Annotated in this window: 28 protein-coding genes; 17 read left to right on the forward strand and 11 right to left on the reverse strand. The window is 65.7% G+C overall.

The features are described 5' to 3' along the window. Positions 1-2: 2 nt before the first annotated feature. From ASF94_RS08900 to ASF94_RS08930, 7 genes are all read right to left on the reverse strand, one after another. Positions 3-389: a Mor transcription activator family protein gene (locus tag ASF94_RS08900; protein WP_082493097.1), complete on the reverse strand. Its 387-nt coding sequence runs from the start codon at positions 387-389 to the stop codon at positions 3-5. Then, on the reverse strand, positions 386-2458 hold the full coding sequence (locus ASF94_RS08905) for a phage terminase large subunit family protein (RefSeq protein ID WP_235505303.1): 2073 nt from the start codon (positions 2456-2458) through the stop codon (positions 386-388). The genes ASF94_RS08900 and ASF94_RS08905 overlap by 4 nt, the downstream gene beginning before the upstream one ends. Further along, positions 2455-2988 (reverse strand): hypothetical protein, encoded by a 534-nt coding sequence (locus ASF94_RS08910; protein ID WP_235505304.1) that lies wholly within the window; start codon positions 2986-2988, stop codon positions 2455-2457. The genes ASF94_RS08905 and ASF94_RS08910 overlap by 4 nt, the downstream gene beginning before the upstream one ends. 163 nt (positions 2989-3151) lie before the next feature. Continuing rightward, entirely contained in the window at positions 3152-3610 is a 459-nt protein-coding gene (locus ASF94_RS08915; protein ID WP_056664494.1) for a hypothetical protein, read from the reverse strand. Further along, complete coding sequence (locus ASF94_RS21190; RefSeq protein ID WP_056664498.1) at positions 3607-4578, reverse strand: YdaU family protein; 972 nt, start codon at positions 4576-4578, stop codon at positions 3607-3609. Before ASF94_RS21190 ends, ASF94_RS08915 begins: the two co-directional genes overlap by 4 nt. A gap of 3 nt (positions 4579-4581) precedes the next feature. Beyond that, the gene (locus tag ASF94_RS08925; protein ID WP_056664501.1) at positions 4582-5445 is read right to left on the reverse strand and encodes a hypothetical protein; all 864 of its coding nucleotides are present in this window, start codon (positions 5443-5445) and stop codon (positions 4582-4584) included. Continuing rightward, positions 5439-5990 carry a phage regulatory CII family protein gene (locus tag ASF94_RS08930; protein WP_082493099.1) on the reverse strand — a complete coding sequence of 184 codons (552 nt, stop codon included), beginning with the start codon at positions 5988-5990 and terminating at the stop codon, positions 5439-5441. The genes ASF94_RS08925 and ASF94_RS08930 overlap by 7 nt, the downstream gene beginning before the upstream one ends. Here ASF94_RS08930 and ASF94_RS08935 point away from each other — a divergent pair. Next, positions 5989-6243: a hypothetical protein gene (locus tag ASF94_RS08935; protein WP_056664508.1), complete on the forward strand. Its 255-nt coding sequence runs from the start codon at positions 5989-5991 to the stop codon at positions 6241-6243. The genes ASF94_RS08930 and ASF94_RS08935 overlap by 2 nt on opposite strands. A 268-nt stretch (positions 6244-6511) precedes the next feature. Continuing rightward, positions 6512-7015, forward strand: a complete 504-nt coding sequence (locus ASF94_RS21195; RefSeq protein WP_156382463.1) for a hypothetical protein — start codon at positions 6512-6514, stop codon at positions 7013-7015. Between the two features lie 10 nt (positions 7016-7025). On the opposite strand, the gene ASF94_RS08945 is transcribed toward ASF94_RS21195, so the two are convergent. Further along, the gene (locus ASF94_RS08945) at positions 7026-7283 is read right to left on the reverse strand and encodes a hypothetical protein (protein WP_056664513.1); all 258 of its coding nucleotides are present in this window, start codon (positions 7281-7283) and stop codon (positions 7026-7028) included. Between ASF94_RS08945 and ASF94_RS08950 the strand changes: the two genes are divergently transcribed. Further along, positions 7282-7599: a hypothetical protein gene (locus tag ASF94_RS08950; RefSeq protein WP_056664516.1), complete on the forward strand. Its 318-nt coding sequence runs from the start codon at positions 7282-7284 to the stop codon at positions 7597-7599. The two genes, ASF94_RS08945 and ASF94_RS08950, sit on opposite strands and share 2 nt — an antisense overlap. A 7-nt stretch (positions 7600-7606) precedes the next feature. Here the strand turns inward: ASF94_RS08950 and ASF94_RS08955 are convergent, their stop codons facing one another. Then, complete coding sequence (locus ASF94_RS08955; RefSeq protein ID WP_056664519.1) at positions 7607-7918, reverse strand: hypothetical protein; 312 nt, start codon at positions 7916-7918, stop codon at positions 7607-7609. Next, complete coding sequence (locus tag ASF94_RS21200) at positions 7911-8153, reverse strand: hypothetical protein (RefSeq protein WP_156382464.1); 243 nt, start codon at positions 8151-8153, stop codon at positions 7911-7913. The genes ASF94_RS08955 and ASF94_RS21200 overlap by 8 nt, the downstream gene beginning before the upstream one ends. 69 nt (positions 8154-8222) lie before the next feature. On the opposite strand from ASF94_RS21200, the gene ASF94_RS20760 reads away from it, so the two are divergent. The 13 genes from ASF94_RS20760 (at position 8223) to ASF94_RS09015 (ending at position 17864) form a co-directional block, all read left to right on the forward strand. After that, positions 8223-8921, forward strand: a complete 699-nt coding sequence (locus tag ASF94_RS20760; RefSeq protein ID WP_082493100.1) for a S24 family peptidase — start codon at positions 8223-8225, stop codon at positions 8919-8921. A 386-nt stretch (positions 8922-9307) separates the two neighbouring features. Then, on the forward strand, positions 9308-12616 hold the full coding sequence (locus tag ASF94_RS08960; RefSeq protein ID WP_156382465.1) for an IPTL-CTERM sorting domain-containing protein: 3309 nt from the start codon (positions 9308-9310) through the stop codon (positions 12614-12616). Between the two features lie 502 nt (positions 12617-13118). Beyond that, positions 13119-13607 (forward strand): hypothetical protein, encoded by a 489-nt coding sequence (locus ASF94_RS21205; protein WP_162244634.1) that lies wholly within the window; start codon positions 13119-13121, stop codon positions 13605-13607. Continuing rightward, complete coding sequence (locus tag ASF94_RS08975; RefSeq protein WP_235505305.1) at positions 13604-13822, forward strand: hypothetical protein; 219 nt, start codon at positions 13604-13606, stop codon at positions 13820-13822. Before ASF94_RS21205 ends, ASF94_RS08975 begins: the two co-directional genes overlap by 4 nt. Next, entirely contained in the window at positions 13819-14106 is a 288-nt protein-coding gene (locus ASF94_RS08980) for a hypothetical protein (protein WP_056664529.1), read from the forward strand. Before ASF94_RS08975 ends, ASF94_RS08980 begins: the two co-directional genes overlap by 4 nt. Then, positions 14103-14471, forward strand: a complete 369-nt coding sequence (locus tag ASF94_RS08985) for a hypothetical protein (protein WP_056664532.1) — start codon at positions 14103-14105, stop codon at positions 14469-14471. The genes ASF94_RS08980 and ASF94_RS08985 overlap by 4 nt, the downstream gene beginning before the upstream one ends. 2 nt (positions 14472-14473) lie before the next feature. Beyond that, a complete protein-coding gene (locus ASF94_RS08990) occupies positions 14474-15142 on the forward strand; it encodes a hypothetical protein (protein WP_056664535.1) in 669 nt (222 codons plus the stop codon). Positions 15143-15144: 2 nt separating this feature from the next. Next, complete coding sequence (locus ASF94_RS21885) at positions 15145-15273, forward strand: hypothetical protein (protein WP_255355231.1); 129 nt, start codon at positions 15145-15147, stop codon at positions 15271-15273. Continuing rightward, positions 15273-15461, forward strand: a complete 189-nt coding sequence (locus ASF94_RS08995; RefSeq protein WP_056664539.1) for a hypothetical protein — start codon at positions 15273-15275, stop codon at positions 15459-15461. Before ASF94_RS21885 ends, ASF94_RS08995 begins: the two co-directional genes overlap by 1 nt. Positions 15462-15579: 118 nt before the next feature. Beyond that, the gene (locus tag ASF94_RS09000; RefSeq protein WP_056664542.1) at positions 15580-15960 is read left to right on the forward strand and encodes a hypothetical protein; all 381 of its coding nucleotides are present in this window, start codon (positions 15580-15582) and stop codon (positions 15958-15960) included. 22 nt (positions 15961-15982) lie between these two features. Further along, positions 15983-16405: a hypothetical protein gene (locus tag ASF94_RS09005; RefSeq protein ID WP_056664544.1), complete on the forward strand. Its 423-nt coding sequence runs from the start codon at positions 15983-15985 to the stop codon at positions 16403-16405. Further along, a complete protein-coding gene (locus ASF94_RS09010) occupies positions 16402-17193 on the forward strand; it encodes a Lar family restriction alleviation protein (RefSeq protein WP_056664547.1) in 792 nt (263 codons plus the stop codon). The genes ASF94_RS09005 and ASF94_RS09010 overlap by 4 nt, the downstream gene beginning before the upstream one ends. Further along, positions 17190-17864, forward strand: coding sequence for a hypothetical protein (locus ASF94_RS09015; RefSeq protein WP_200933043.1), 675 nt, complete (start codon positions 17190-17192; stop codon positions 17862-17864). Before ASF94_RS09010 ends, ASF94_RS09015 begins: the two co-directional genes overlap by 4 nt. 29 nt (positions 17865-17893) lie before the next feature. On the opposite strand, the gene ASF94_RS09020 is transcribed toward ASF94_RS09015, so the two are convergent. Then, positions 17894-18484 (reverse strand): hypothetical protein, encoded by a 591-nt coding sequence (locus ASF94_RS09020; RefSeq protein ID WP_056664549.1) that lies wholly within the window; start codon positions 18482-18484, stop codon positions 17894-17896. 97 nt (positions 18485-18581) lie between these two features. Here ASF94_RS09020 and ASF94_RS21780 point away from each other — a divergent pair. Continuing rightward, the coding region (locus ASF94_RS21780) for a DNA cytosine methyltransferase (protein WP_235505306.1) at positions 18582-19377 on the forward strand (796 nt) is incomplete at its 3' end. Positions 19378-20258 lie beyond the last annotated feature (881 nt).

Here is a 20258-nt window from a genome sequence, read left to right on the forward strand (position 1 = left end):
CCCTACGCGGAGCGCTGTCCGGTTTCTAGGGGAAAAGGCGGATTCTTCACACCCTGGCGCGATATAGCGCCGCAGATCTCGTAGATCCGCGTGCGGCTCAGGCCGTGCTTGCGCATCACCTCGTCCATGTTGCAGCCGTTGAACTCGCGCCGGATGGCGGCGTCGCGTTCGCTGCGGTCGGGCGCCGGGATGTACAGCTCCTGCCCGCCCATGCGGCTGCGCAGACCGCTGACCAGCGCCTGGGCGAAGACGCTGGCCAGCCGGTCGTGCATGCCAATCTCCTGGCGCACGATGGCGAGGAACTCTCGCTCGAGCTGAATGGCGGCATCTTCTGCCTGGGCTGGACTCTGAGGCGTGCCCTGCAGGTCATCAAAGTGGATAGGGGTCATAGGCTGCTGCTCCATTCTTCGGACGCGAAAGATGATCGATAGGGGGTGTGGACGGGTGGCGGCGCGGGCATGGCTTCAGGCACGAGGTGCGGCGGTGCGGCCTGATCAGAGGTGCGCACTGCGGGCATGTCGGCCGCGGCGCTGAACAGGTCCACGGGCGGCTGCACCGAGGCCTCGAGGCGAGCCCATTTCTCGTCGGTGTGCTTGTGCAGGCCCAGGCCGTAGGCGGCATGCAGGGCGTAGTTGCGGTTGTCGAGCTGCTCGTTGCGCAGGCGCCGCTTGATCCAGCGGAAGGCGTCGCGGCCGTTGACCTTGGCCAGCACGCGCTGCTCGGCAGTCAGCTGCTCGAAGAACTCGCGGGGCAGCTCGTCGCTGAAGTGCACGTAGCCGGGGCCGGGGTTCTCGATGGCGAGCTGGCCCAGCAGCAGGTCCTTGGCGGCATCGACGCCGACGCGCCAGAGCTTGATGCCGCGGTTGACCTTCTTGCCGCGCCAGTTCACCTCCTGCAGGCTGCTGGCGCCCAGGATGTTGACGGCCTCGTTGCCATCGCCCTTGATGGAGCGCAGCTGCGGCAGCACATGCTGGGCCTTGGCCACCCAGTTGTAGACGGCCTGGGTCTGGTCGGACGAGTCGATGCTGATCGCGCTCAGGCCCAGGCTGCCGCCGTGCCATTCCTGGGCGTACCGGCGCTGCAGCTGCTGGGTGACGGCATCCCATTCTTCGTCGACGGCCGGGTTGCCCTCGATCACGGTGGCGTCGATGACCCAGGACTCCATGCCACGGCCCCAGGCGTAGACGGTGATTTCCCAGCGGTTGCGCTGCACGTCGACGCCGGCGGTCAGCACCAGGCCTCCCTTGGGCACGGTGCACAGCTTGTAGGGTTCGGCGCGGGCCTGCAGGGCATGCTCGTCGGTGCGCTCGCCGGCCAGCTCCCAGGTCTCGCCCAGCGTCTCGTTGACGAAGGCCTGCATGGGCCCGACGTTGCCGGCCTCGTACGCCTTCAGGGCGTTTTCGAATTCGGTGACGATGTCCGACCAGGCGCGCTGCGGGCTGTAGGCCGTCCAGACATGCACGCCCAGACGGCGCGGCGGGCTGCAGGGCATGCCCTTGCCGTCGCGCCACACCCGGTCCTGCCCCATGCGCTTCGCCGTCTTGTCGCAGACCCAGGCGCCTGGCATGGGCTCGCCACCCTTGAGGTAGTCGGCCTGGGTGATGGACTGGCGGCAGTGCGGGCAGACGTGGTGCACCGTCTCGGGCTGGCCGCGCGTCCATTTGAAGCCGTGGGCCAGTTTCTTGCCGCCCCAGATCAGGGGATGGTCGTTGCCGCAATGCGGGCAGTCGATGTGGAAGCGCACCATGCCATCGGCGTTGCCGCAGGCGGTCTCGACGTGGCACAGGCCTTTCAGGCGCGGCGTGGAGCCGCCCACGAACTTCGGGTAAGGGGCGCCCTCGAGGCGGCCCTTTGCCAGGCCGCCCGGGTCGCCAGACTTCTCGATCTGCTGGTCGAAAGCAGACCACTCGTCGAGGATGGCCACGGCCACCGTGATCCGGCGGTAGGCCCGTGCGGCCTTGCCACCCAGCAGGTGCAGCACGCTGTCGCGGAAGGGCTTGAACTTGATGGTCTCTTCGATGCCCTTGCCCTGCTTGCGCGCCTTGTGGATCGCGGCCACGCCTGTGAGTGGGTCGAGCAGCGGGTCGATCTCGCTCTTGACGTAGCTGTCGCGGTCGTCGTCGGTGGGCTGCCAGAGCGCCTGCTTGCGCCGGCGGTGGGCGATGTTGTAGGCGACGAAGGCGGTGACCATCTTCGTGTAGCCCACGCGCTTGGCTTTCATGACGTACAGATCTTCGATCCGGTCATCGCTCATGAAGTCGAGGATGCCGACCTGGAACGGCCAGGCGTGCCAGTCGCCTTTCTGGTGGCTGCTCTCGCCGGCCAGCTTGAAGTGGTCGCGGGCCCAGTCGCCCAGCCGCTGGGGTGGCTCGGCGCGCAGGCTGTCCATGCCCATGCGCACGGCGGCCTTGATGGCCTCGGCGGTTTCCCGGTGCAGTGTCGGCGGCATGGTCGTCATGGCGCGTCCGACTCCGTGAAGGCGGGCGCGTCGTCGCCCAGGCCATCGTCCTGGGCCAGGGCGTCGATGGCGTCGGACACCAGCCGGTCGGTGCCGGCGATCCACTGGTTGCGCGCCTTGGCGAGGACGGCCATCACCGTGGTCTTCGCCTCGTCGGGCAGGTCGGGGCACGCCTTCTTCAGCAGGCCCTCCAGCTGCTCGAAGCAATCGACCACGGCGCTGCCGGCTTGGCCGAGCACGTCGGCCAGCAGCCCGACCGGCGCGTATTCCTTGCGCGCCACGGCGTTCTTGATCTCCTGGCCGATGCGCTGCTCCCGGGCTAGGGCGGCGCGCTCCTGCACCAGATCCAGCCCGAGGCTATCGCCGAGGCGCCCGGCCGCTTGGTCGCGTAGGCGCTCGCAGTAACCGACCAGCCACGCATGCGCGGTGTCGCCGCGCACCATCACGCCGTCGCTGATGAGCTGCGACACGCGGGCTTCGCTGACCCCCACCATCTGCGCAAACTCTGCTTGCGAAATGATAGCGTCCAAATGAGGCAGCACCTTCACTTAACCCCCTTAGGATGGTTCGTGAACAGTTGGACATCGCGGCTCGAATTACCCGCACGCAGAGGTCGGGGGGAGGACCCGTTTCGATGTTGCATCCATGCAACACCCACCCGAAACCGTTGTGAAATGGCAACATTCTTCGAAGTCATCGAGGCACCTCACTATCGGTCACCCGACGTGCGCCAGCCGCCATGGCCCGGACGGTAGGCGACACCTGCTCGCCCCGGGCGCTGCGCGTCATCACCGCCTCGGCCCAGCCTCGGCCGCGCACACCAATGCCGCCCTGCCCTCGCAGCCGGTCCAGCAGATCACGCATCGCGGCTTTGCCCTGCGCGCTGGTGGCAGGCGCGGGCAGCGGCTGGTAGGCGGGCCGTGGGCCTGCTGCGCAGAGGTGGCGGAAGTCGTTGGCCGTCGGCACCTGGTCGGGCAGGTTGTCCAGCGCGTGCATCACGCTCGACGGGCTGTGTGCGTAGTCCCGCAGCTGGCGGCGCCAGTCGGCCCGCACCAGCTCCATGTCCAGGCCTGCCCACATGGCAAGCCACCGTCGCCCATACCGCACGGCCAGGGCCGAATGAATCTGCACCACGAAGTCTTCGTGCGTCATTGCATCACCTCCAGCGCGCGGCTCTGGCTCTCCGCGGCCCTTTGGAAAAACGTGTATCCCTCCGCCGCAGGCGGGGCAGCGCTGGCCGGGCCGCGCGAGGCAGCGAGCGGCGCCGCCTCCTGCATCCGGGCCCGAGCTGCTGCCTCCTGCCGCGACTCGGTGGCAGCGCCCGATGAGATCGACGCCAGCACCCTGTCGACGTAGGCCGGCAGGTAGACGATCACCTCCGTCGCCTCGGCCTGCGCTCGCATCACCGCTGCCCGCATCTGGCCGACCGTCAGATCCTTTTGCACCCAGCCGGCAGCCAGCGGCCAGAACTTCCTGCGGGCGTTCATGTCGCCGGGCGAGACCTCGACGCCGAACTCGTCAGCGAACACCACCGACCAGGCGGCGGGCGTGGCTGGCACCGTGCCGGCATCGGCCTTGACCACCGCATCGGTCACCAAAGCCGCTGCATCGCCGTCGCGGCTTTTGGAAGGCGAAGCCTTCTTTTCTTCTTCTTGGTTCTGGTTCTGGTTCTGGTTGGTTGAACGGTCGTTCAACGGGCGTTGCGCGGTCGATGCCTTTCCGTTCGAACGCGCACCGGTCGCCCGCCCACCTTCACCAGTACCAGAGTCGCCGCCCTCGCCCTGCCCTGATTTGCCCCTGCGTTTGGCTGCAGAGGCACGCCCGGCGCGGCTTTGCTGCTCTTGTTTTTCATGGAACGCATCGATCTCGCGGTCGCACCGGTCGTTGTGCCAGCCCGTCTCGCGCAGGTCGAAGAACTCTTCCAGCACCGTCTGCAACGCCTCGCGCTGCTCGTCGGTGTTCGCCAACACGCGGCGCGCCAGCTTCGTTGCATCGGCGTTCAACGGCCGTTCGGTGTCGTAATACAGATCCAGCAGTTCCCGGTACAACGCCCGTTCAACGAACGTTAGATGGCGGGTCGCGTTGTTGAAGTCGCCGATGTGGTGGGGGTAGTGGTTCATGGCTTACACCCCCGCCGCATCACGGATGTGCTTGCGCATGCGCTGCGCCAGGTATTCCTGCGTGGCCTGGCTCTCGCCCAACGACTTGAAGTCGAGGCGCGGCTTGTAGGTGCCGCGGAGCACGAACATCACCACCGGCTTCACCACCGCGCCCGAGGCACCCAGCACAGCCCAGATCCCCGCCGGCAGATTGCTGGCCCGCTGGTCCGGCTCTCCCTTGCGGGTCACCCGGGCACCGCCGCGCGCCTTGCCGTAGGACACGAAGTAACGGCGGCCCAGCGTGGGGCCCGCCACCTTCGCCAGGCGCGACGCCGTACCGCCCCGGGCCAGGTTGCCCCGCGTGCGGTCGGTCATGTTGGCCCGGTAGCCCTGCTCGCCGAAGGCCTGGAAGTAGCTGATGAGCTGCACAAGGAACGGCCCCCGCAGGTTGCCGTACGCATCCGCGCTGCCGGGAAATGGCGTGGCAGGAATCGCCAGCTGCATGCCTCGGGGCAGGATACCCACCCGCGCCAGCGCCACCTCGCTGCGCTTGTCGCGCCGCTGGCCGCCCAGCTCCTGCGCTTGCAGCACCTGCTGTGGGTCCACGCCTATCTTTCCGCCGACCGTGCCCAGCTCACTTCGATAGGTGGGCGCCACCGTCACCGCCAGGTTGTCCGGCGTGGCCGGGAACACCTTCGGCGCCCGGGTGATGAACGGCGTGGGCCGGTCGAACTTCTGCGCCATCTGCTGCTGCATCTGGCGCCGAACCTGAAAACCCGTGTCCGTCAGCGCCTTCGCCATGGCACCGCGCAGCTGCGGCCCACCCAGGCGGGCCATTTCGGCGCGCACTTTCTCCAGCCCGGTCACCTGGGCGCCCAGCCTCAGCATGCGTCACCTCCTGGCGCTGCCCGCATGCGGCCGCGCAGCGTGGCCAGCAGGTGGCCCACCGCTGCATGCACCTCCTGCGCGTGATACTCGACGCGGCGAATCTCGTTCCCCGTGGTCTGCTGGCCCGGGTCGGCCGCCATCTTCGCTATCGGCTCGCCCGCTGCGCGCATTAGGTCGGCCCACTGCACGCTCGCCAGCACCAGCGCCTCGGTCGGATTGCCGCCGGCCTGGTCGGGCGTGGCCTTGTGGACCACGTACCCCAGCGCCTGGGCCATGGCATGCAGGATGGCCGCGTTGCCGCTGGCCACCTGCATATCCACCGCCTCATTCAGCGTCAGGCGGTGCGTGGCGGTGTTCGGGTTGACCTTGTGCGTCAGCGTGTTCGAAGACACGCCCATGCGCAGCGCCAGCGCGGCGATGCCGCCCGGAAAGCTGTGCGCCAGGTGATAGGCCGCCAGGGCCACGTCGTGCGCCGGGCGCCTGGAGCCCAAGGCCTCATCGGCGCCATAGCCGATGCCGGCCGGAATTGAGACAGTTACCGACATGACGAATCACACCCCCTGCCGCGCAACGGCGGCCGCTGAAAACACTGCAACCCAGGCACTCACCCACCGCGTTGCCGCGCTGGAGCTGCTGGTGCAACAACTGATCTTTGTGATGGACGCCCAGGGCACGCTGGACGCCGACGCGCTCGACCGCTGGCTCACCACCTGCACCGACCGCATGCGGGCCACCGGCAGCGTGCCGCCTATCGAAGTGGCCGCCCTGCGCGCACTGCACGCCAAGGTGGCGCAGTGATCGGCGCCGTGGCATCCAGCGGCCAGAGCCGGCCCGCTGAAGAAAACCCGCGCACCACCCCGCCGGCCCAACAGCCGCGCGCCTTGTTTCACGCGGCAGGCATTGCAGGGATGGGAGACGACACCCCGAGCCAGCCGGCGGCGTGGACGGTGGTGCGCGATGGAAAAGGTCCGGCGGCGGCCATCGCCGACAGGGTGAGGGGCGGCCGGAGCACCCATGCAAGAATGGAAGTACCACCCACCACTCGCAGCACAGGGCCCGGCCAAAAATGCTTGCTGAAATTTCATCGCTCACCACCGCCCTCGCCGCTGCGAAGGAGCTCGGCGCGGCCCTGCTCAAGGAACGCGACAGCCAGAAAGCGACGACCATCCAGGTCGACCTCACGGACAAGATCGTGCAAGCTCAATTGCAGCTCACGCAGATACTCGGCAGCGTCATCGAAAAAGACGGGCGTATCCAGGCCCTTACTGAGCGAGTACGCGTACTGGAAGGCGAGCAAAGCGAGAAGGCTCGTTACCGACTTGCCAAAGTGGGAACGATCGGAGAGTTCTTCGCCTACCAACTGCGCCCTGCGGCCGAACTCACCGAGCGCGCCGACGAGCCCACACACTTCCTGTGTCAGCCGTGCTTTGATGGAGGCAAGAAGAGCGTGCTGCATAAACTCGACTTGTTGGTCAAATGCTCCGTATGCAGCAGCACCACCCAAGTCGAACCTGCCCCACCGAGTCAGCCCATCCGTAGGACGCGCGGAAGATCGGTCGGTGGCTGGTAGGTCGCTAGGCTCAACCATTGGCCACCTCGTCTTCAGTGGCAGTCACCAGCTTTGCACTAGCTTCTGCCAGGGAGAGCGCCTCGCGCAACCGCGCTACCTCATACGCGGCAACGTCTGGCGAGTGAAAGCTATGGTCGAACTCCGCGAGGAGATTGCCCTTCTTCGACCAGTACTGGTGAACAGGCCGTTGGCACACATCCCCCGGACCGACGCGGTCGAAAGAGACCACCACCACTTCCATCAGTTCGACACGCACAGGATCACTCATGACCACCTCCAAATGGACTACGGCCCTCGCAGCCTGCGACGAACTGGATGCTCTGCTCGCTACCGCTTACCCGGCGGCAAATCCTGGGCTGCTGGCCAAGATCAGAAAGGTGGTGGCCACACTGCAAGGAACCGGTCTGCCGTACGTCCAAACAAAAGCCGGAATGATCGCCAGCCGAGCAGAGATCTACCTGAGCACCCAGCGCCATACCAAAGCGCCGGGCGGAGCGGATGGCCTGATGCAGGAAATGCGATACAGGTTGTTGAGCGGCATCCGCGAGGAGTTGCGGGTTGCACAGGATCAGGGCGGCAGCTGACATCACACTACCTCCCGCCCTGTGCTTCAGTGATGGCTGACGGAATTCCAGACAGCGAACCCACCGCGAACACTGCGCCTGGCAGAGCCGCAGGGGTAGGCTCGCACTTCGGCTGCAGCACCACATCGAATCGCTCGAGCTGGGCCGACACCGCCGCGCCGTCGCCGGCACGGAGGATCCGCACCACCTTCAGCACGAGTAACTCAGCGCCCACGCAGGTCAGGGTGAAGTTGGTCACGGTTGCCGGGTCGATGCCGAGCGCACGCAGCACCTGCCCGCCCAAGTTTGGGGCTTTTTCGAGGACCGTTCGCTCAACCATGAGCTACCTCGGTCGCTTTCGAATCCATAGCGACACACACCGGAGGCTCAGCCTGCCCAATCACCTTCGACGCTGCGATCGCACCTCCGTAGCGGTAGCCGAGAACCAGCCGCCAGGGACGTGGCAAGCCACGCTTTCGCCAGTTGCTCACAACGCTCTGACGAACGCCGAGTGCTTCAGCCAGCCTGCCTACGCCGTCTTCGGCCGCGATTGCTGTGTCGAGGATGTCCATCATCCAATCATCACTCAAGTGATTGATTGAGTCAACACCTGAGTGATTCACAAAAGTGATTGAATCTGCGCCATGGAATCGATAGCAGAACGCCTCAAGCGACTTCGCGTCGCAGCAGGCTTGTCCCAGGCAGCTTTGGCCCAAAGAGTGGGCATGAGCCAAGGCACCATAGGCAACATAGAAGCTGGCACGCGAGGCTATGGCGAGAGCATCGTGGACATCGCTGCGGTGTTAAAGGTCTCGCCCGCTTACCTTAGGCTTCAAGACGAGGCGTCTGAGGCACAGGTTATTGCAGCGGAGAGCGAGCCAACGCCCTATATGTCGGCAGACTTGACCATCCATCAATATGAAACTGGCGGCTCAATGGGCCATGGTTTCAATTTGACGGACCATCCCCCAGGCCTCATAAAGAGTTGGAACGTAAGCCATGACTGGCTTAGACAAAACGTACCCGTTCATACAGGCATTCACAATCTGAAAATAGTTACCGGCTTTGGACCCTCTATGAGACCCATGTATAACCCCGGCGATCCCTTGCTTGTGGACATTGGCGTCAAACACATCGATCATGAAGGCGTTTACTTCTTTCGAGTAGGAGAAGAGGGCTACATTAAAATACTGCAGCGAATTCCTGAATTCAATGGACCAGGATTTTCATTTCGAGTCATCTCAAAGAATCCAGATTACGCACCTTACGACTTGTCCCCAAAGAATCCTCATTTCGAGGTCCTTGGTAAGGTTCTCACCGTATGGCGAAGCGAACAGTTTTAATAAATCTTCTCGACATCACTAGTGGGCTGCGTAATCTTTCACTGAGATTTATTGCAGTTAGTTGAATGATGCGCGAAGCGCCGGATGGCTGCTCTTGCGGCCCTTTCGCACCAGAAGAGTTGTCGCGTTAGATCAACAGAAGCCTGAAGTAGATGCTTCTTTGGGGTACGAGAGCTTGCGCAGGTTGACAATTGTTAACAGAATCGTAGAGCGCCTTCTCGGGCGGCCGGAGCCTACGTCTCCACCCTCTACTTTCTATGTCTGCATCTTCTATGTCCTCATCGGCTCTGCGCCAATTTCGTCGGCGTCCTCATTCCAAGAGTCGCCTCTGGGCTAGTTTTGGGTGGGCTCTGGTCGCGCTGGCGACTTGGAGCAGTCCTGCAGACGTGCTGGCCGCTTCCCAGACTTTCGAATTCACGGCCGGCGTGGATGGAAACGATGGGGGAAGCGGTTTCGCCACCACGTGGACGACATTGGGTACTCCCTCCTATACCCTGCAATTTTCCGTCAGCGGCGCCGCCCCAGGTGAAGTCTATGGAAGCGCGGGTTTCAGCGGTGACAGCTATGGCATTGGCAACAGCAGAGCTCCCGGTGGCACGATTACCGCCGTGATCTCGCTGCGGGGCTACACATTCGACCTCACATCCCTGAAGCTGGCGCAACAGGACACCGGCGGCTCGGCGTCCTACGTGATCACTACGCCGGCCTCTGGTTCCCAGTCGGGCAGCCTTACGGCCGGCGAGGGCTTCTACCAGAACATCGCCCCCAGCGGCGGTGGCTTCGCGTCGATCTCGTCCTTCACGGTCAGTTACACCGCCGGGTCCGGTTCCAGCCAAAGCGGCTTCTCCCTCGACTCGCTGGTCCTCGACAACATCGTGGCTACGAGCGCCACACCGACGGACGCCCGCATCTCCATCGCCGGCGCCACCGGCAACGGCGGCGCCTACCGCATTGGCGATACTGTCACTGCCACCTGGAACAACACGGCCGCCACGGGCGACAACCTGCCGGGCGTGACCGGCGTCACGGTCGATTTCAGCCAATTCGGTGGTGGTACGGCAGTGGCTGCCACCAATGCCGGTGGCATGTGGACGGCCAGTTACACCATCACGGCAGGCAGCATCAACGGCACGGCGGGCCGCAACGTGTCCATCACCGCCACCAACGGCACCTGGTTCGCAACCACCGCCGATTCGACCAACGCGGTGGTCGACACCATGGTGCCCACGGTGTCCTCGATCTTGCGCTCGGGGGGGACGGCCGCCATCAGTAACGCGGCGACCGCCGAATACACCGTGACTTTCGCCGAGGCCGTGACTGGCGTCGGTGCCGGCTCGTTCATCTTGACCGCCACGGGGACCACGAGCGGCACCGTCGGTACCGTTACGGCGGTCAGTTCGACGGTTTACACGGTGGCGGTAAGCGGTATCACCGGCGAGGGCACGCTGCGGCTGGACCTTAAGTCGAGTGGCTCCGGCGTGACCGACGCAGCGGGCAATGCCGCGCGCGGCTTCAGCGCTGGCAACGTCTACATCTTCGACCACACCGGCCCGGCCGTTGGCAGCACGGGCGTGCCGCCAGGCGCGACCTATGTGGCAGGCAGCGCCCTGGATTTCACGGTCACCTTCAACGAGAGCGTCACCGTTAACACTGCTGGCGGTACGCCCTCTGTGCCGGTCACCTTGAACACGGGCGGCACCGTGCAGGCGGCCTACGTGTCGGGCAGCGGCAGCAATACGCTGACTTTCCGCTACGTCGTGGCGGCAGGCAACAACGATCCGGACGGCATCGTGGTCGGCACGGCCATCAGCACCAATGGCGCAACCCTGCGCGACGCAGTCGGGAACAATGCCACGCTGAGCGGACTGTCGTTCGGCAGCACTGGCGCCGTGCGGGTCGATGCCGTAGCGCCCACGCTGGCGATTACCAGCGACGTGGCAACCCTCAAGAGCGGCCAAACCGCCACCATCACCTTCACCTTCAGCGAGGATCCTGGCAGCAGCTTCACTGCGGGCAGCGTAGCGTCCAGCGGCGGCACGCTGGGCGCCATCGTCGGCAGCGGCCTGACGCGCACGGCCACCTTCACCCCGACGCCGGCGATCAACAGCGGCACTGCCAGCATTACCGTGGCCAGCGGCGCCTACATCGATGCCGCAGGCAACAACGGCGGTGCCGGTACGACACCCATGCTGACGTTCGACACCCTGGCGCCGGCGGCGCCCGGCACCCCAGTGCTGAACACAGCCAGCGACACGGGTGTGTCCAACTCCGACAGGATTACATCGGCCACCACGCCGACGATCACCGGCACGGCCGAGGCCAACACCACCGTCACGCTGTATGACACCGACGGCACGACGTTGCTGGGGATCACCACGGCCGACGGCTCTGGCAACTGGTCCATCACCAGCAGCAGGCTAGCGCCGCGCGCCCATACTCTCACGGCCAAGGCGACCGATGCGGCCGGCAACGTGTCGCTTGCGTCTGCCGGGCTGACGGCCGTCATCGACACGACCGCGCCGCAGATTTCTTCGGTGAGTGTGCCGGCGTCGGCCACTTACGGCACGGGCAGCCCCCTGGAATTCACCGTCAGTTTTACTGAAGTCGTGACGGTCGACACCACGAGCGGCACCCCAAGTATTGCCCTGGTGGTTGGCGCTAACACCCGTTCAGCCACGTATATATCCGGGTCGCAATCGTCCAGCTTGCTCTTCCGCTACATCGTTGCGGCCAATGATGAAGACAACGACGGCATCTCTCTGGGCGCGTTGCAGGCCCCAGGCGGTGCAATGCGTGACGTCGCAGGCAATAGTGCCAACCTGGTCCTCAACGGCGTGGGCAGCACCACAGGCGTGCTGGTCGGCCGCGCGGCCGCCGTGCCTGCCGCACCAGTGCTGAACCCCGCCACGCCGGGGGACGGCCAAGTCACGCTGTCGTGGGTGGCGCCGGCTGACAACGGCAGGCCCATCACCGGCTATACCGCCATCGCGTACACCACTTCTCCGGGCGCCCCTTTGGGTACCTGCAGCACGACAGCTGCTACGGCCACCACCTGCACGGTGCTGGGGCTGGTCAACGGCACGACCCACTGGTTCACGGTAACGGCGACCAATGCGATCGGGGGCGGCGCAGCCTCCGCTGCCGTGACCGCCACCCCAGTCAAGAAGGAGGCGGTCGGCACCATTGCCGGTATGACGGGCATGGCAACGGTAGAGATAGGTGGCGGCAGCCTGACCTGCACGCTGGCGTCCTCAGACTTCAATACAGCTCTGCCGGCAGGCGCACCGGCCGGCTCCACGCAGCCTGCAGGCGTGTTTGGCTTTCGCACTACGGGGTGCCCCGGCGACCAGCTTACGGTGACCCTGAACTACCCGCAGCCTTTGCCCAGCGGTATCCGTTTCTTCAAGTTCGGGCCACGCGTTGCAGGCCAGAGCGCTGAATGGTTTGAGCTGGCGTCCGGCGCTGTCAGCCTGAGCGGGGACCGCCGCACAGTGAGCTACTCCATCACCGACAACCAGGCCGGCGATTCCAACGCTGCGGTGGGCGTCGTCGAAGACCCCTTTGCCCCCATGCTCCTGCAGGCAGTCGCGCCCGCGGGTACGACCAGCATACCCACATTGTCGGATGCGGGGCTTGCTTTGATGAGCGCGCTGGTGGGTTTGCTGGCGTGGCGCCGGAGGCGGTTTGGTGGATAGCGTGTCCAGTGTCGATATGGGTAGCAGGGCGTTACGCAGGCACAGCGTTACCGGCCCATGATGACCAGCTTGCCGTGGCTGCCTGGCGCCACGGCATGCGGCAGTCCGGCCGGCACGATGACTAGGCGGCCGGCCTCCACCCGCTGGATGCGGCCTTTCAATTCAAGCAGCAGGCAGCCGTCGATCCCCGGCTTCGTCGAATTCGTGCACTCGGTCAGGCCTGTCGTCTATGTGTAGCACCTTGACCCGCAGGCCCGCAGCGCCGCCATCGAAGGTTGACAGTCAGGAGTCGGGCACATCAAAGGCGATGCGTAGAGGTGGGTGATGCGGATGGTCGGGCGGGCGGGTTCGGCTGAGTAGCGAGAGTGAACGGTCAGGTAGGGCGGGCGATTGATTAAAACGGCAACTGCAGTTCGTTATATTCAAACACTAGTGTGTTGACAGAATCAATCACTTGAGTGATTATTCGCTTCATCGCGCCAACCGGCGCCATGGAGTGAACATGCAGATAGTTCCCGGCACAGACCGCGCCACTTTCACCCTTAAGGTCGAAACGGAAGCGGATCGAGAATTCCTCGACGCAATCGACCACCGCGGCGCACACGCCATCACCCGCACGGCGTGCAGTCGTGTTCCGGGCCAAGGCGGTTACATCAACGACAGCGCAACGCTGCTCGTCGACCGCAAGCAACCCCAGGTCTTAGAACGCGAGGCGGGCCGTCAGGTCCTGCGCGCCGCGCGCGAATTCCTCAGCCTGTGCTTGTGTGAGAACGCACTCGACCGCCATGTCGGCGCCCACGCCACCGATCCAGACGCGCAGCACAAGCTCGCCGCTCAGCTCGACAAGCTCCAGCTCGTGCTGCAGACCTTCCGTATTGCGATCACGCACCCGGAAGCTGTCCCGCAAGAAGTTGACTCCACCCATATCGACACCCCTCATGGCTGCAATTGCGCGATTGTCGCGCCCAGGGCCGAAGTGGGGGCAGCATGATGGACGGCAACATTCACCTGCTGCGCAGCTACCGCGCAACGCTGGTGCCCGAAGGCACCCCGGCTGACCAGCTCGAAGTCAAAGCCGACGAGGGCACCCTGCCCACCATCCAGGTCAAGGCGCGCAACACTGCCCGCGCCGAGGCCGCAGCCCACCACCTGACGGGCCGGCCCATCTTCCGCATCGAGCGCATCGAAGAGCAGGTGGCGGCATGAGCGCCGACGCCACCCTGACGGCACTGCGTAAGCGCCTGTCGCGCTGGGAGCTGGATCACCTGCGCAGCCACTGCGCTGAGCTGGCCACCAAACTCGATTCAGCACTCGAGCGCATCGAGCAACTCGAAGCCGAGAATGCCCGCGCCTGGGAAGTCGCCGATTCCTGGTACCGGGATGCCATGCAGTTGGTCGACGAGCTGAACGACGAGGGCAAAGCAGTCGGGCTTACGGTCTCCGGTTCTCTGGTTGTGATGCCACCCATCGAAGAGCAGGTGCCAGCGTGATCGCCAACAAGCCCACTGCCGCCGCTGTGCTGGCGCAGGCCCAGGCCGCCAGCGCAGCCCTGCAGGCCGCCATCAAAGCCGCCAACCACGCCGCCGACTCCACGCCCCTGGCCTTCCGCCAGCGCGCCGCTGAAAAAGAGGCCAGTGCCCAACACCTGCTGCGCGCCTACGAGCAGCGCTGCAAGACCTACCCGCACACCCGCTTCACGGCGCCCGTCGTAGCGCTATGGGAAGGCCACTTCGCCCTGCGGGAACAGGCCAGCGCCCTGCTCGCCCAGGCCGACCGCGCCGAGGCCAACGCTGCCGGAGGCAGCGCCGCGCCCGCCATTCACACCCTCACCCACCGCGCCACTGCGGCCGCCTGATCATGAACAGCACGCCCAACACGATGACGCCCGGCCAACTGCTGGAGCTGTTCGCGAGCCCCAATGATCTGCGACGCCAACTGCGCAAGCCCTGGCGTGAAGGCGATCACGTCTTCGCCGCCAACGGCCACTGGGTGGTGCGTGTGCCGCTCGCAGAGGTGGACCGCCCAGATCTCATTCCAGACCCCACCGGCATGCCAGTTGGTGCTCGGTTCGCATTGGCCGACTGGAGCCAATTGAAACCTATGGGATTGCTCGAGCACGCGATCTGCGACACCTGCGACGGCGCAGGACGGGTGTTCCAAAAGACCTGCGAAAGCTGCAAGGGCCAAGGCGAGTTCACACACTTCGGCCAGCAATACGAATGCCAGCTGTGCGACGCCAGCGGGTACGCGCAGCACATCGGCACCGCGGCTCATCCTACCGATGCCCAATGCGATTGCTGCAGGGGCACTGGCTTCGAGCTCAACGGCTTGGTCATGCACATCACGCCTTTCCGCGGCGCGTGGTTCCAGAAGGCCTATCTGGCGCGCCTGAGCCGCCTGCCCGGCATCGAGTTCGGCGTGAAACCCACACGCCCGTACGACCCCGAAGTCGTTGGCACGTTTCGGTTCGACGGCGGCGACGGCCTGCTCATGCCCTGCCGCGCCCCGCACGAGTCGGAGGCTTGACCATGCTGCGCACCTACATCGTCACCGCCGGCGCCCTGCAGGTCAGCCTGTTGGCCACGGGCGAATGCGACGCCATCTGCCGCGCCATGGCGCTGGGCGTCCACGCCAGCACAGCACGCAGGGCCGCCTGATGCGCCGCGCCACCGCCTTCTTCGCGCCCGTGCTGGCCGACCGCACCCGCCGCCTGCCCGCGCCTGCCGAGCTGCCACGCATCTCCGACACCGCCGCCCGCGCGTGGTCGCGCGGCTGGTGGGCCGGCATCACCGTGGGCGCCGTCAACGGCATGGCCGTGGCCGTGCTGGCCGGGTGGCTGCGATGAGCGCACGCGACTTCGCCCTGGCAGCGCTGGCCGGCGTGTGGCTCTGCCTCACCGGCCTCTGCATCGCCACCGCCTGCCAACTGGCCGCGCTCTGACGCCGCCGCACTGAAAGCCCGCCATGCCACTGCAACACACCGGCTTCCTTTTCCTGAGCAAGACCAAGCCCGAGGCGCGCACCGAGGGCGGCGAATTCCTGCTGACCCTGCGCGCCCTCGACGTGCTGGGCGCCATGAGCCGGGAGCCCTACGTGCTGACCTGGCGCGGCCCCGAGGCGCAGGCCTTCTGGGCCGCCCACCAAGCCGACCTGCAGCCCGGCGCGGTGATCGACGTGAGCCTGACCCATGTGCGTGCAGCAGCAGGCACCACCCGGCCCATCTTGCCGGTGCTGGAGGCACGCGTGCAGCGCATGGTTTTCTGCCCCAAGCGCCCGACTGATGAGCGCGGGCAGCTATGGAAACAAGAGCAACCCAACCCCCAACCTGCGGCAGCCGCCGCCTGAACCGCCACCACAGGAGCCATTCATGCCCTCGATCAGCAACACCCCCCAGCGCGCCCCCACCGGCAAGAGCGCCAAGCCTTCCGCACCCATGCTCGCAGCCGTCGCCCACGCAGCGCCCTCCAGCCGGCCCGTCACCGCGCACGACGTACTCACCGCCGCCAGCGCCACCATCAACCAGCGCGGCGCGCAGCGCGACAGCACGGGCACCAACGCCCGGCAAGAGCGCAGCATGGCCGCCACCGTGGCCGCCTTCAACGCCATTGAGGGCACCAACCTGACCGAGCGCCAGGGCTGGGCCTTCATGCAGACCCTGAAGCTGGTGCGTGGCGCAGCCACGGCGCGCAATGGCGGCCACAACCCGGACGACGCGCTGGACGGCGCGGCGTATGCGGCGCTGGGCGGCGAAGCGGCTGCTGCAGCTGCGGGGATGACGGTGCAGCCATGAGCCCAACCCCCTCCCAGCTGCCAGAGGCGCTACTGCCCTGCCCCTTTTGCAATGCTGCCGCGCACTTCGAATCGGACGCAGACGGCTGGCACTGGATCGAGTGCAAGGGCTGCGCCATGCAAGGCAATCGCTCCGCGTCGCTGATGGAAGACTGCCAGCCTAAGCTGCGCGAGGCTTGGAACACCCGGTCCGGCGCGCCGACGAGAGGCCTCACCATCGACTTCAAGCAGGCGACCGAGCTGCTGGAACTTTTCGGTGACGAGATGGGTGAAATCTCTCTCATGAAAGGCGACGGTCACTCTGGCCCTGGCCTCTATGGCGTGTGGACCGCAGACCCAGATGGTGCGTTCTACTTAGGGCAGACCGATGAAGAGGCGGTGCCGGACGCTACCCCTCAAGCAGCGCCGCCCGGCGCGGCCATGCCGAACAGCTGGAAGCTGGTACCGGTGAAGCCGACGCGCGCCATGCTGAATGCTGGCTCCGACGATCTCCGTCTTGGAGACGTGATCGGCACATTGACACGGGCGGGCGAGTGCTGGCGCGCCATGGTGGCCGCCGCCCCCGCCGCCTCCGGCGGGCAAGTCCCAGCTGATGAGGCGACGACTGCCGATTTCGAGCACCGCCGCGCTATGCGCGAAGCGCACGAGATTGGCGCCAGCGATGCCTACTTCGCTGCGCGCCCTGCGATCGACTGCAATGACCGCCGCAAGGTTTTCACCTCGGGTTTCGAGCGAGGGTGGGACGCAGCAGTCTTGGCCGATCCGCGCCACACAGGCGGTGCAGCATGAGCAACTGGATGCTTCTCTCCGACGGACGAGAGCACTACCTATCGGGCATCGACGCGCTGCAGAACACCTTCAGCCTGCCATCCATCGCCCACCACCTGTCCATCATCAACCGCTTCACGGGCGCCACCAAGCGCCCCTACAGCGTGGCCGAGCACAGCCTGCTGTGCGCCGACATCTCCGAGCAGGCCGGCCACCCGCCGCATCTGCAGCTGGCATGCCTGATGCACGACGCCCACGAAGCCATCACCGGCGACATGAGCAGCCCGGCCAAGTGGACCGTCGGCGACGCCTGGCGCGCTTTTGAGCAGCCGCAAGCCCGCGCACTGCGCCGCCACTTTGGCCTGCTGACGGCTTTCACCGCCCACGCGCCCAGCATCCACCAAGTGGACCTGATCGCCCTGGCCACCGAACGCCGCGACCTCATGCCCTACCGGGCCGGCACGCACGCGCCATGGCCCATTCTTGACACGCCCGGCAACGAGGTGCCCACCGTGTCGATCAGCCTGACCGCGCCAAAGCGAGAGCAGACGCATTGGACCGAGTGGCGCGACCTGTTTGTTCAGCGGTTCTGCAGACTTGACGAGATAACTCGAAATACCTTGCAGCAGATTAAAGGCCCGGGATCAGACGTCGTAAGCCGAAAAATTACCGGCCGCTCAGTGTTTCAGTAAATGGTGACGCCTTGAACACGCACAGCGCATTACTCACCTTCTGGTATGCCGTCGCCCTCTTCGATCTGGAAGCGAATTGGATTGTAGGTACGGCCGCCGAACGAAAACGCCATGGAAGGCATATGCCCACGCCTGGAGTGAAGCCAGTCCGAGAAAAACAGCTCAGTCAGTTCCGCCCACTCAATCAGCATTTGTACGTCTCTCGCATCGACGTGAGTCTCACCTGCCACGGGCGGAACTATGAAGCTGGCGACCCTGTCAGGGTGGAACTGATTACGACTCATGACCATTCGACCTGCGTACCCCTGAACCTTCGAAGTGGGAAACGCGAGCGGGTCAATCTTCCGAAGTTCACCGAGCCAATAGAACACTTGTTGCACGTATGGTTCGACCCCAGGGATACCCAAATATGCACGAACCTGCAGCGCCGCGATTCGGCACTGAAATACGAGCGTGCTGATCAGCTTGGCTTCGTCGATTTGCTTATCAATCGACTGTTTTCTCTGGCGGTTGAGCTGCCAAAGAAGCCCCACCACGGCAGCAACGATGGCTCCGATCGAGCCCCATGCCTGCACCCAGGCCGCGCACTCAGATCGGCTCAACCCAATGTCGACCAGCATGCATGTTTCTCTATAACCCATTTCCTCGTCTCCAGCTTTTTTGGGAGTATGGAGCATCCGGTAAGAGCTGCTAAGCGAACTCTCACGGTGGTCCGCCATGAAGCGTGACACTTTCACTCTTCCCCTTGCCTTCCCCGGCGAGCTGATCGTGGACAACTTCGCCGGCGGCGGTGGCACCAGCACCGGCCTGGAGCGCGCCTTCGGCCGCCCGGTGGATATCGCCATCAACCACGACCCCGAGGCGCTAGCCATGCACGCGCTGAACCACCCGCACACGCAGCACCTGTGCGAGTCGGTCTGGGACGTGGATCCTATCGAGGTGACCCGCAACCAGCCGGTGGCGCTGGTGTGGCTGTCGCCCGACTGCAAGCACTTCAGCAAGGCCAAGGGCGGCACGCCAGTCGCGAAGCACATCCGAGGCCTCGCCTGGGTGGGGATGCGCTGGGTGGCGCTCTGCAAGCCGCGCGTGCTGATGCTGGAGAACGTCGAGGAATTCCAGACCTGGGGCCCGCTGCTGGTGGGCGCCGACGGCCTGGCCCGGCCCGACCCCGCGCGCAAGGGCAAGACGTTCCAGTCGTTCGTGCGCCAGCTGCGCGGCCATGGCTACACGGTGGACTGGCGCGAGCTGCGCGCCTGCGACCACGGCGCACCCACGATCCGCAAGCGCCTCTTCCTGATCGCGCGCCGCGACGGCCTGCCCATCGCCTGGCCTGAGCAGACGCATGCCGAGCCCACCGACCGCCGTGTGCTGGCGGGCAAGCTGGCGCCCTACCGCACGGCGGCCGAGTGCATCGACTTCGAGCTGCCCGCAGAGAGCGTGTTCGGCCGCAAGCGCCCGCTGGTGGACAACACCATGCGCCGCGTGGCGAAGGGCCTGATGCGCCATGTGCTCANCTTCGAGCTGCCCGCAGAGAGCGTGTTCGGCCGCAAGCGCCCGCTGGTGGACAACACCATGCGCCGCGTGGCGAAGGGCCTGATGCGCCATGTGCTCACCAGCGTTAGCCCGTTCATCGTGGGCGTCGGCGGGCGCATGGGCCAGAGCCCGGCGCGCAGCGTGAACAGCCCGGCACAGACCATCACGGCCAAGGCCGACAGCTGCGTGGCCCAGCCGATCCTGACGCCATACATGGGCGCGCACCTGGTCACGGTGGGCTACGGCGAGCGCCCTGGCCAGGATCCGCGCACGCAATCCATCGAGCAGCCGTTGGGCACGGTGGTGGCGGGCGGCGTGAAGTCTGCGGTCGTGGCGGCCCACTTGACGCACCTGACTCACCACGGCGAGCGCAGCGGGCACGATCCGCGCGAGCCGCTGCGCACCGTGACAGGAGCGCACCGCGGCGAGCAGGCTCTGGTAGCGGCCCACTTGGTGGACATGGGCCACGGCGAGGGCAAGTGCGGCACCAAGCGTTTCAGCCACGGCATCCGCAGCATCGAGATGCCGCTGAACACCGTGACGGCCAGCGGAGCGACCAGCGCCCTGGTGGCCGCCTGCCTGGAGCAGGCCAACGGCGGCTTCTACGACGGCGACGGCCGCGCGGCGGATGCACCGATGTCCACGATCACCGCCGCCGGCAGCAACCAGCGCCTGATATACGCCTACCTGGTGAAGTACTACACCGAGGGCGGCACCGACAGCGCCTGCAGCGCCCCGATGCACACCATCCCCACCAAGGCGCGCATGGGCTTGGTCGAAACGGTGCAGATGCCGGCCGCCGCGCTGGCGCCCGAACACTCCGAGCGCGCCCGCCAATGCGCCGAGCTGCTGCACCAGCAC

The organism is Acidovorax sp. Leaf160 (assembly GCF_001424265.1).
Taxonomy (GTDB): domain Bacteria; phylum Pseudomonadota; class Gammaproteobacteria; order Burkholderiales; family Burkholderiaceae_C; genus Paracidovorax.

Excerpts from the sequence above, each read along its gene's own strand:
- ASF94_RS08915 (WP_056664494.1), bottom strand. The coding sequence starts at position 3,610 with ATGACGCACGAAGACTTCGTGGTGCAGATTCATTCGGCCCTGGCCGTG.
- ASF94_RS08900 (WP_082493097.1), bottom strand. The coding sequence starts at position 389 with ATGACCCCTATCCACTTTGATGACCTGCAGGGCACGCCTCAGAGTCCA.
- ASF94_RS09010 (WP_056664547.1), top strand. The coding sequence starts at position 16,402 with ATGAGCCCAACCCCCTCCCAGCTGCCAGAGGCGCTACTGCCCTGCCCC.
- ASF94_RS08995 (WP_056664539.1), top strand. The coding sequence starts at position 15,273 with ATGCGCCGCGCCACCGCCTTCTTCGCGCCCGTGCTGGCCGACCGCACC.
- ASF94_RS08925 (WP_056664501.1), bottom strand. The coding sequence starts at position 5,445 with ATGCTGAGGCTGGGCGCCCAGGTGACCGGGCTGGAGAAAGTGCGCGCC.
- ASF94_RS08955 (WP_056664519.1), bottom strand. The coding sequence starts at position 7,918 with ATGGTTGAGCGAACGGTCCTCGAAAAAGCCCCAAACTTGGGCGGGCAG.
- ASF94_RS08980 (WP_056664529.1), top strand. The coding sequence starts at position 13,819 with ATGAGCGCCGACGCCACCCTGACGGCACTGCGTAAGCGCCTGTCGCGC.
- ASF94_RS21205 (WP_162244634.1), top strand. The coding sequence starts at position 13,119 with ATGCAGATAGTTCCCGGCACAGACCGCGCCACTTTCACCCTTAAGGTC.
- ASF94_RS21195 (WP_156382463.1), top strand. The coding sequence starts at position 6,512 with ATGCTTGCTGAAATTTCATCGCTCACCACCGCCCTCGCCGCTGCGAAG.
- ASF94_RS20760 (WP_082493100.1), top strand. The coding sequence starts at position 8,223 with ATGGAATCGATAGCAGAACGCCTCAAGCGACTTCGCGTCGCAGCAGGC.
- ASF94_RS08975 (WP_235505305.1), top strand. The coding sequence starts at position 13,604 with ATGATGGACGGCAACATTCACCTGCTGCGCAGCTACCGCGCAACGCTG.
- ASF94_RS21200 (WP_156382464.1), bottom strand. The coding sequence starts at position 8,153 with ATGATGGACATCCTCGACACAGCAATCGCGGCCGAAGACGGCGTAGGC.
- ASF94_RS08905 (WP_235505303.1), bottom strand. The coding sequence starts at position 2,458 with ATGACGACCATGCCGCCGACACTGCACCGGGAAACCGCCGAGGCCATC.
- ASF94_RS09000 (WP_056664542.1), top strand. The coding sequence starts at position 15,580 with ATGCCACTGCAACACACCGGCTTCCTTTTCCTGAGCAAGACCAAGCCC.
- ASF94_RS21885 (WP_255355231.1), top strand. The coding sequence starts at position 15,145 with ATGCTGCGCACCTACATCGTCACCGCCGGCGCCCTGCAGGTCAGCCTG.
- ASF94_RS08950 (WP_056664516.1), top strand. The coding sequence starts at position 7,282 with ATGACCACCTCCAAATGGACTACGGCCCTCGCAGCCTGCGACGAACTG.
- ASF94_RS09005 (WP_056664544.1), top strand. The coding sequence starts at position 15,983 with ATGCCCTCGATCAGCAACACCCCCCAGCGCGCCCCCACCGGCAAGAGC.
- ASF94_RS08945 (WP_056664513.1), bottom strand. The coding sequence starts at position 7,283 with ATGAGTGATCCTGTGCGTGTCGAACTGATGGAAGTGGTGGTGGTCTCT.
- ASF94_RS21190 (WP_056664498.1), bottom strand. The coding sequence starts at position 4,578 with ATGAACCACTACCCCCACCACATCGGCGACTTCAACAACGCGACCCGC.
- ASF94_RS09020 (WP_056664549.1), bottom strand. The coding sequence starts at position 18,484 with ATGCTGGTCGACATTGGGTTGAGCCGATCTGAGTGCGCGGCCTGGGTG.
- ASF94_RS08935 (WP_056664508.1), top strand. The coding sequence starts at position 5,989 with ATGACGAATCACACCCCCTGCCGCGCAACGGCGGCCGCTGAAAACACT.
- ASF94_RS08930 (WP_082493099.1), bottom strand. The coding sequence starts at position 5,990 with ATGTCGGTAACTGTCTCAATTCCGGCCGGCATCGGCTATGGCGCCGAT.
- ASF94_RS09015 (WP_200933043.1), top strand. The coding sequence starts at position 17,190 with ATGAGCAACTGGATGCTTCTCTCCGACGGACGAGAGCACTACCTATCG.
- ASF94_RS08990 (WP_056664535.1), top strand. The coding sequence starts at position 14,474 with ATGAACAGCACGCCCAACACGATGACGCCCGGCCAACTGCTGGAGCTG.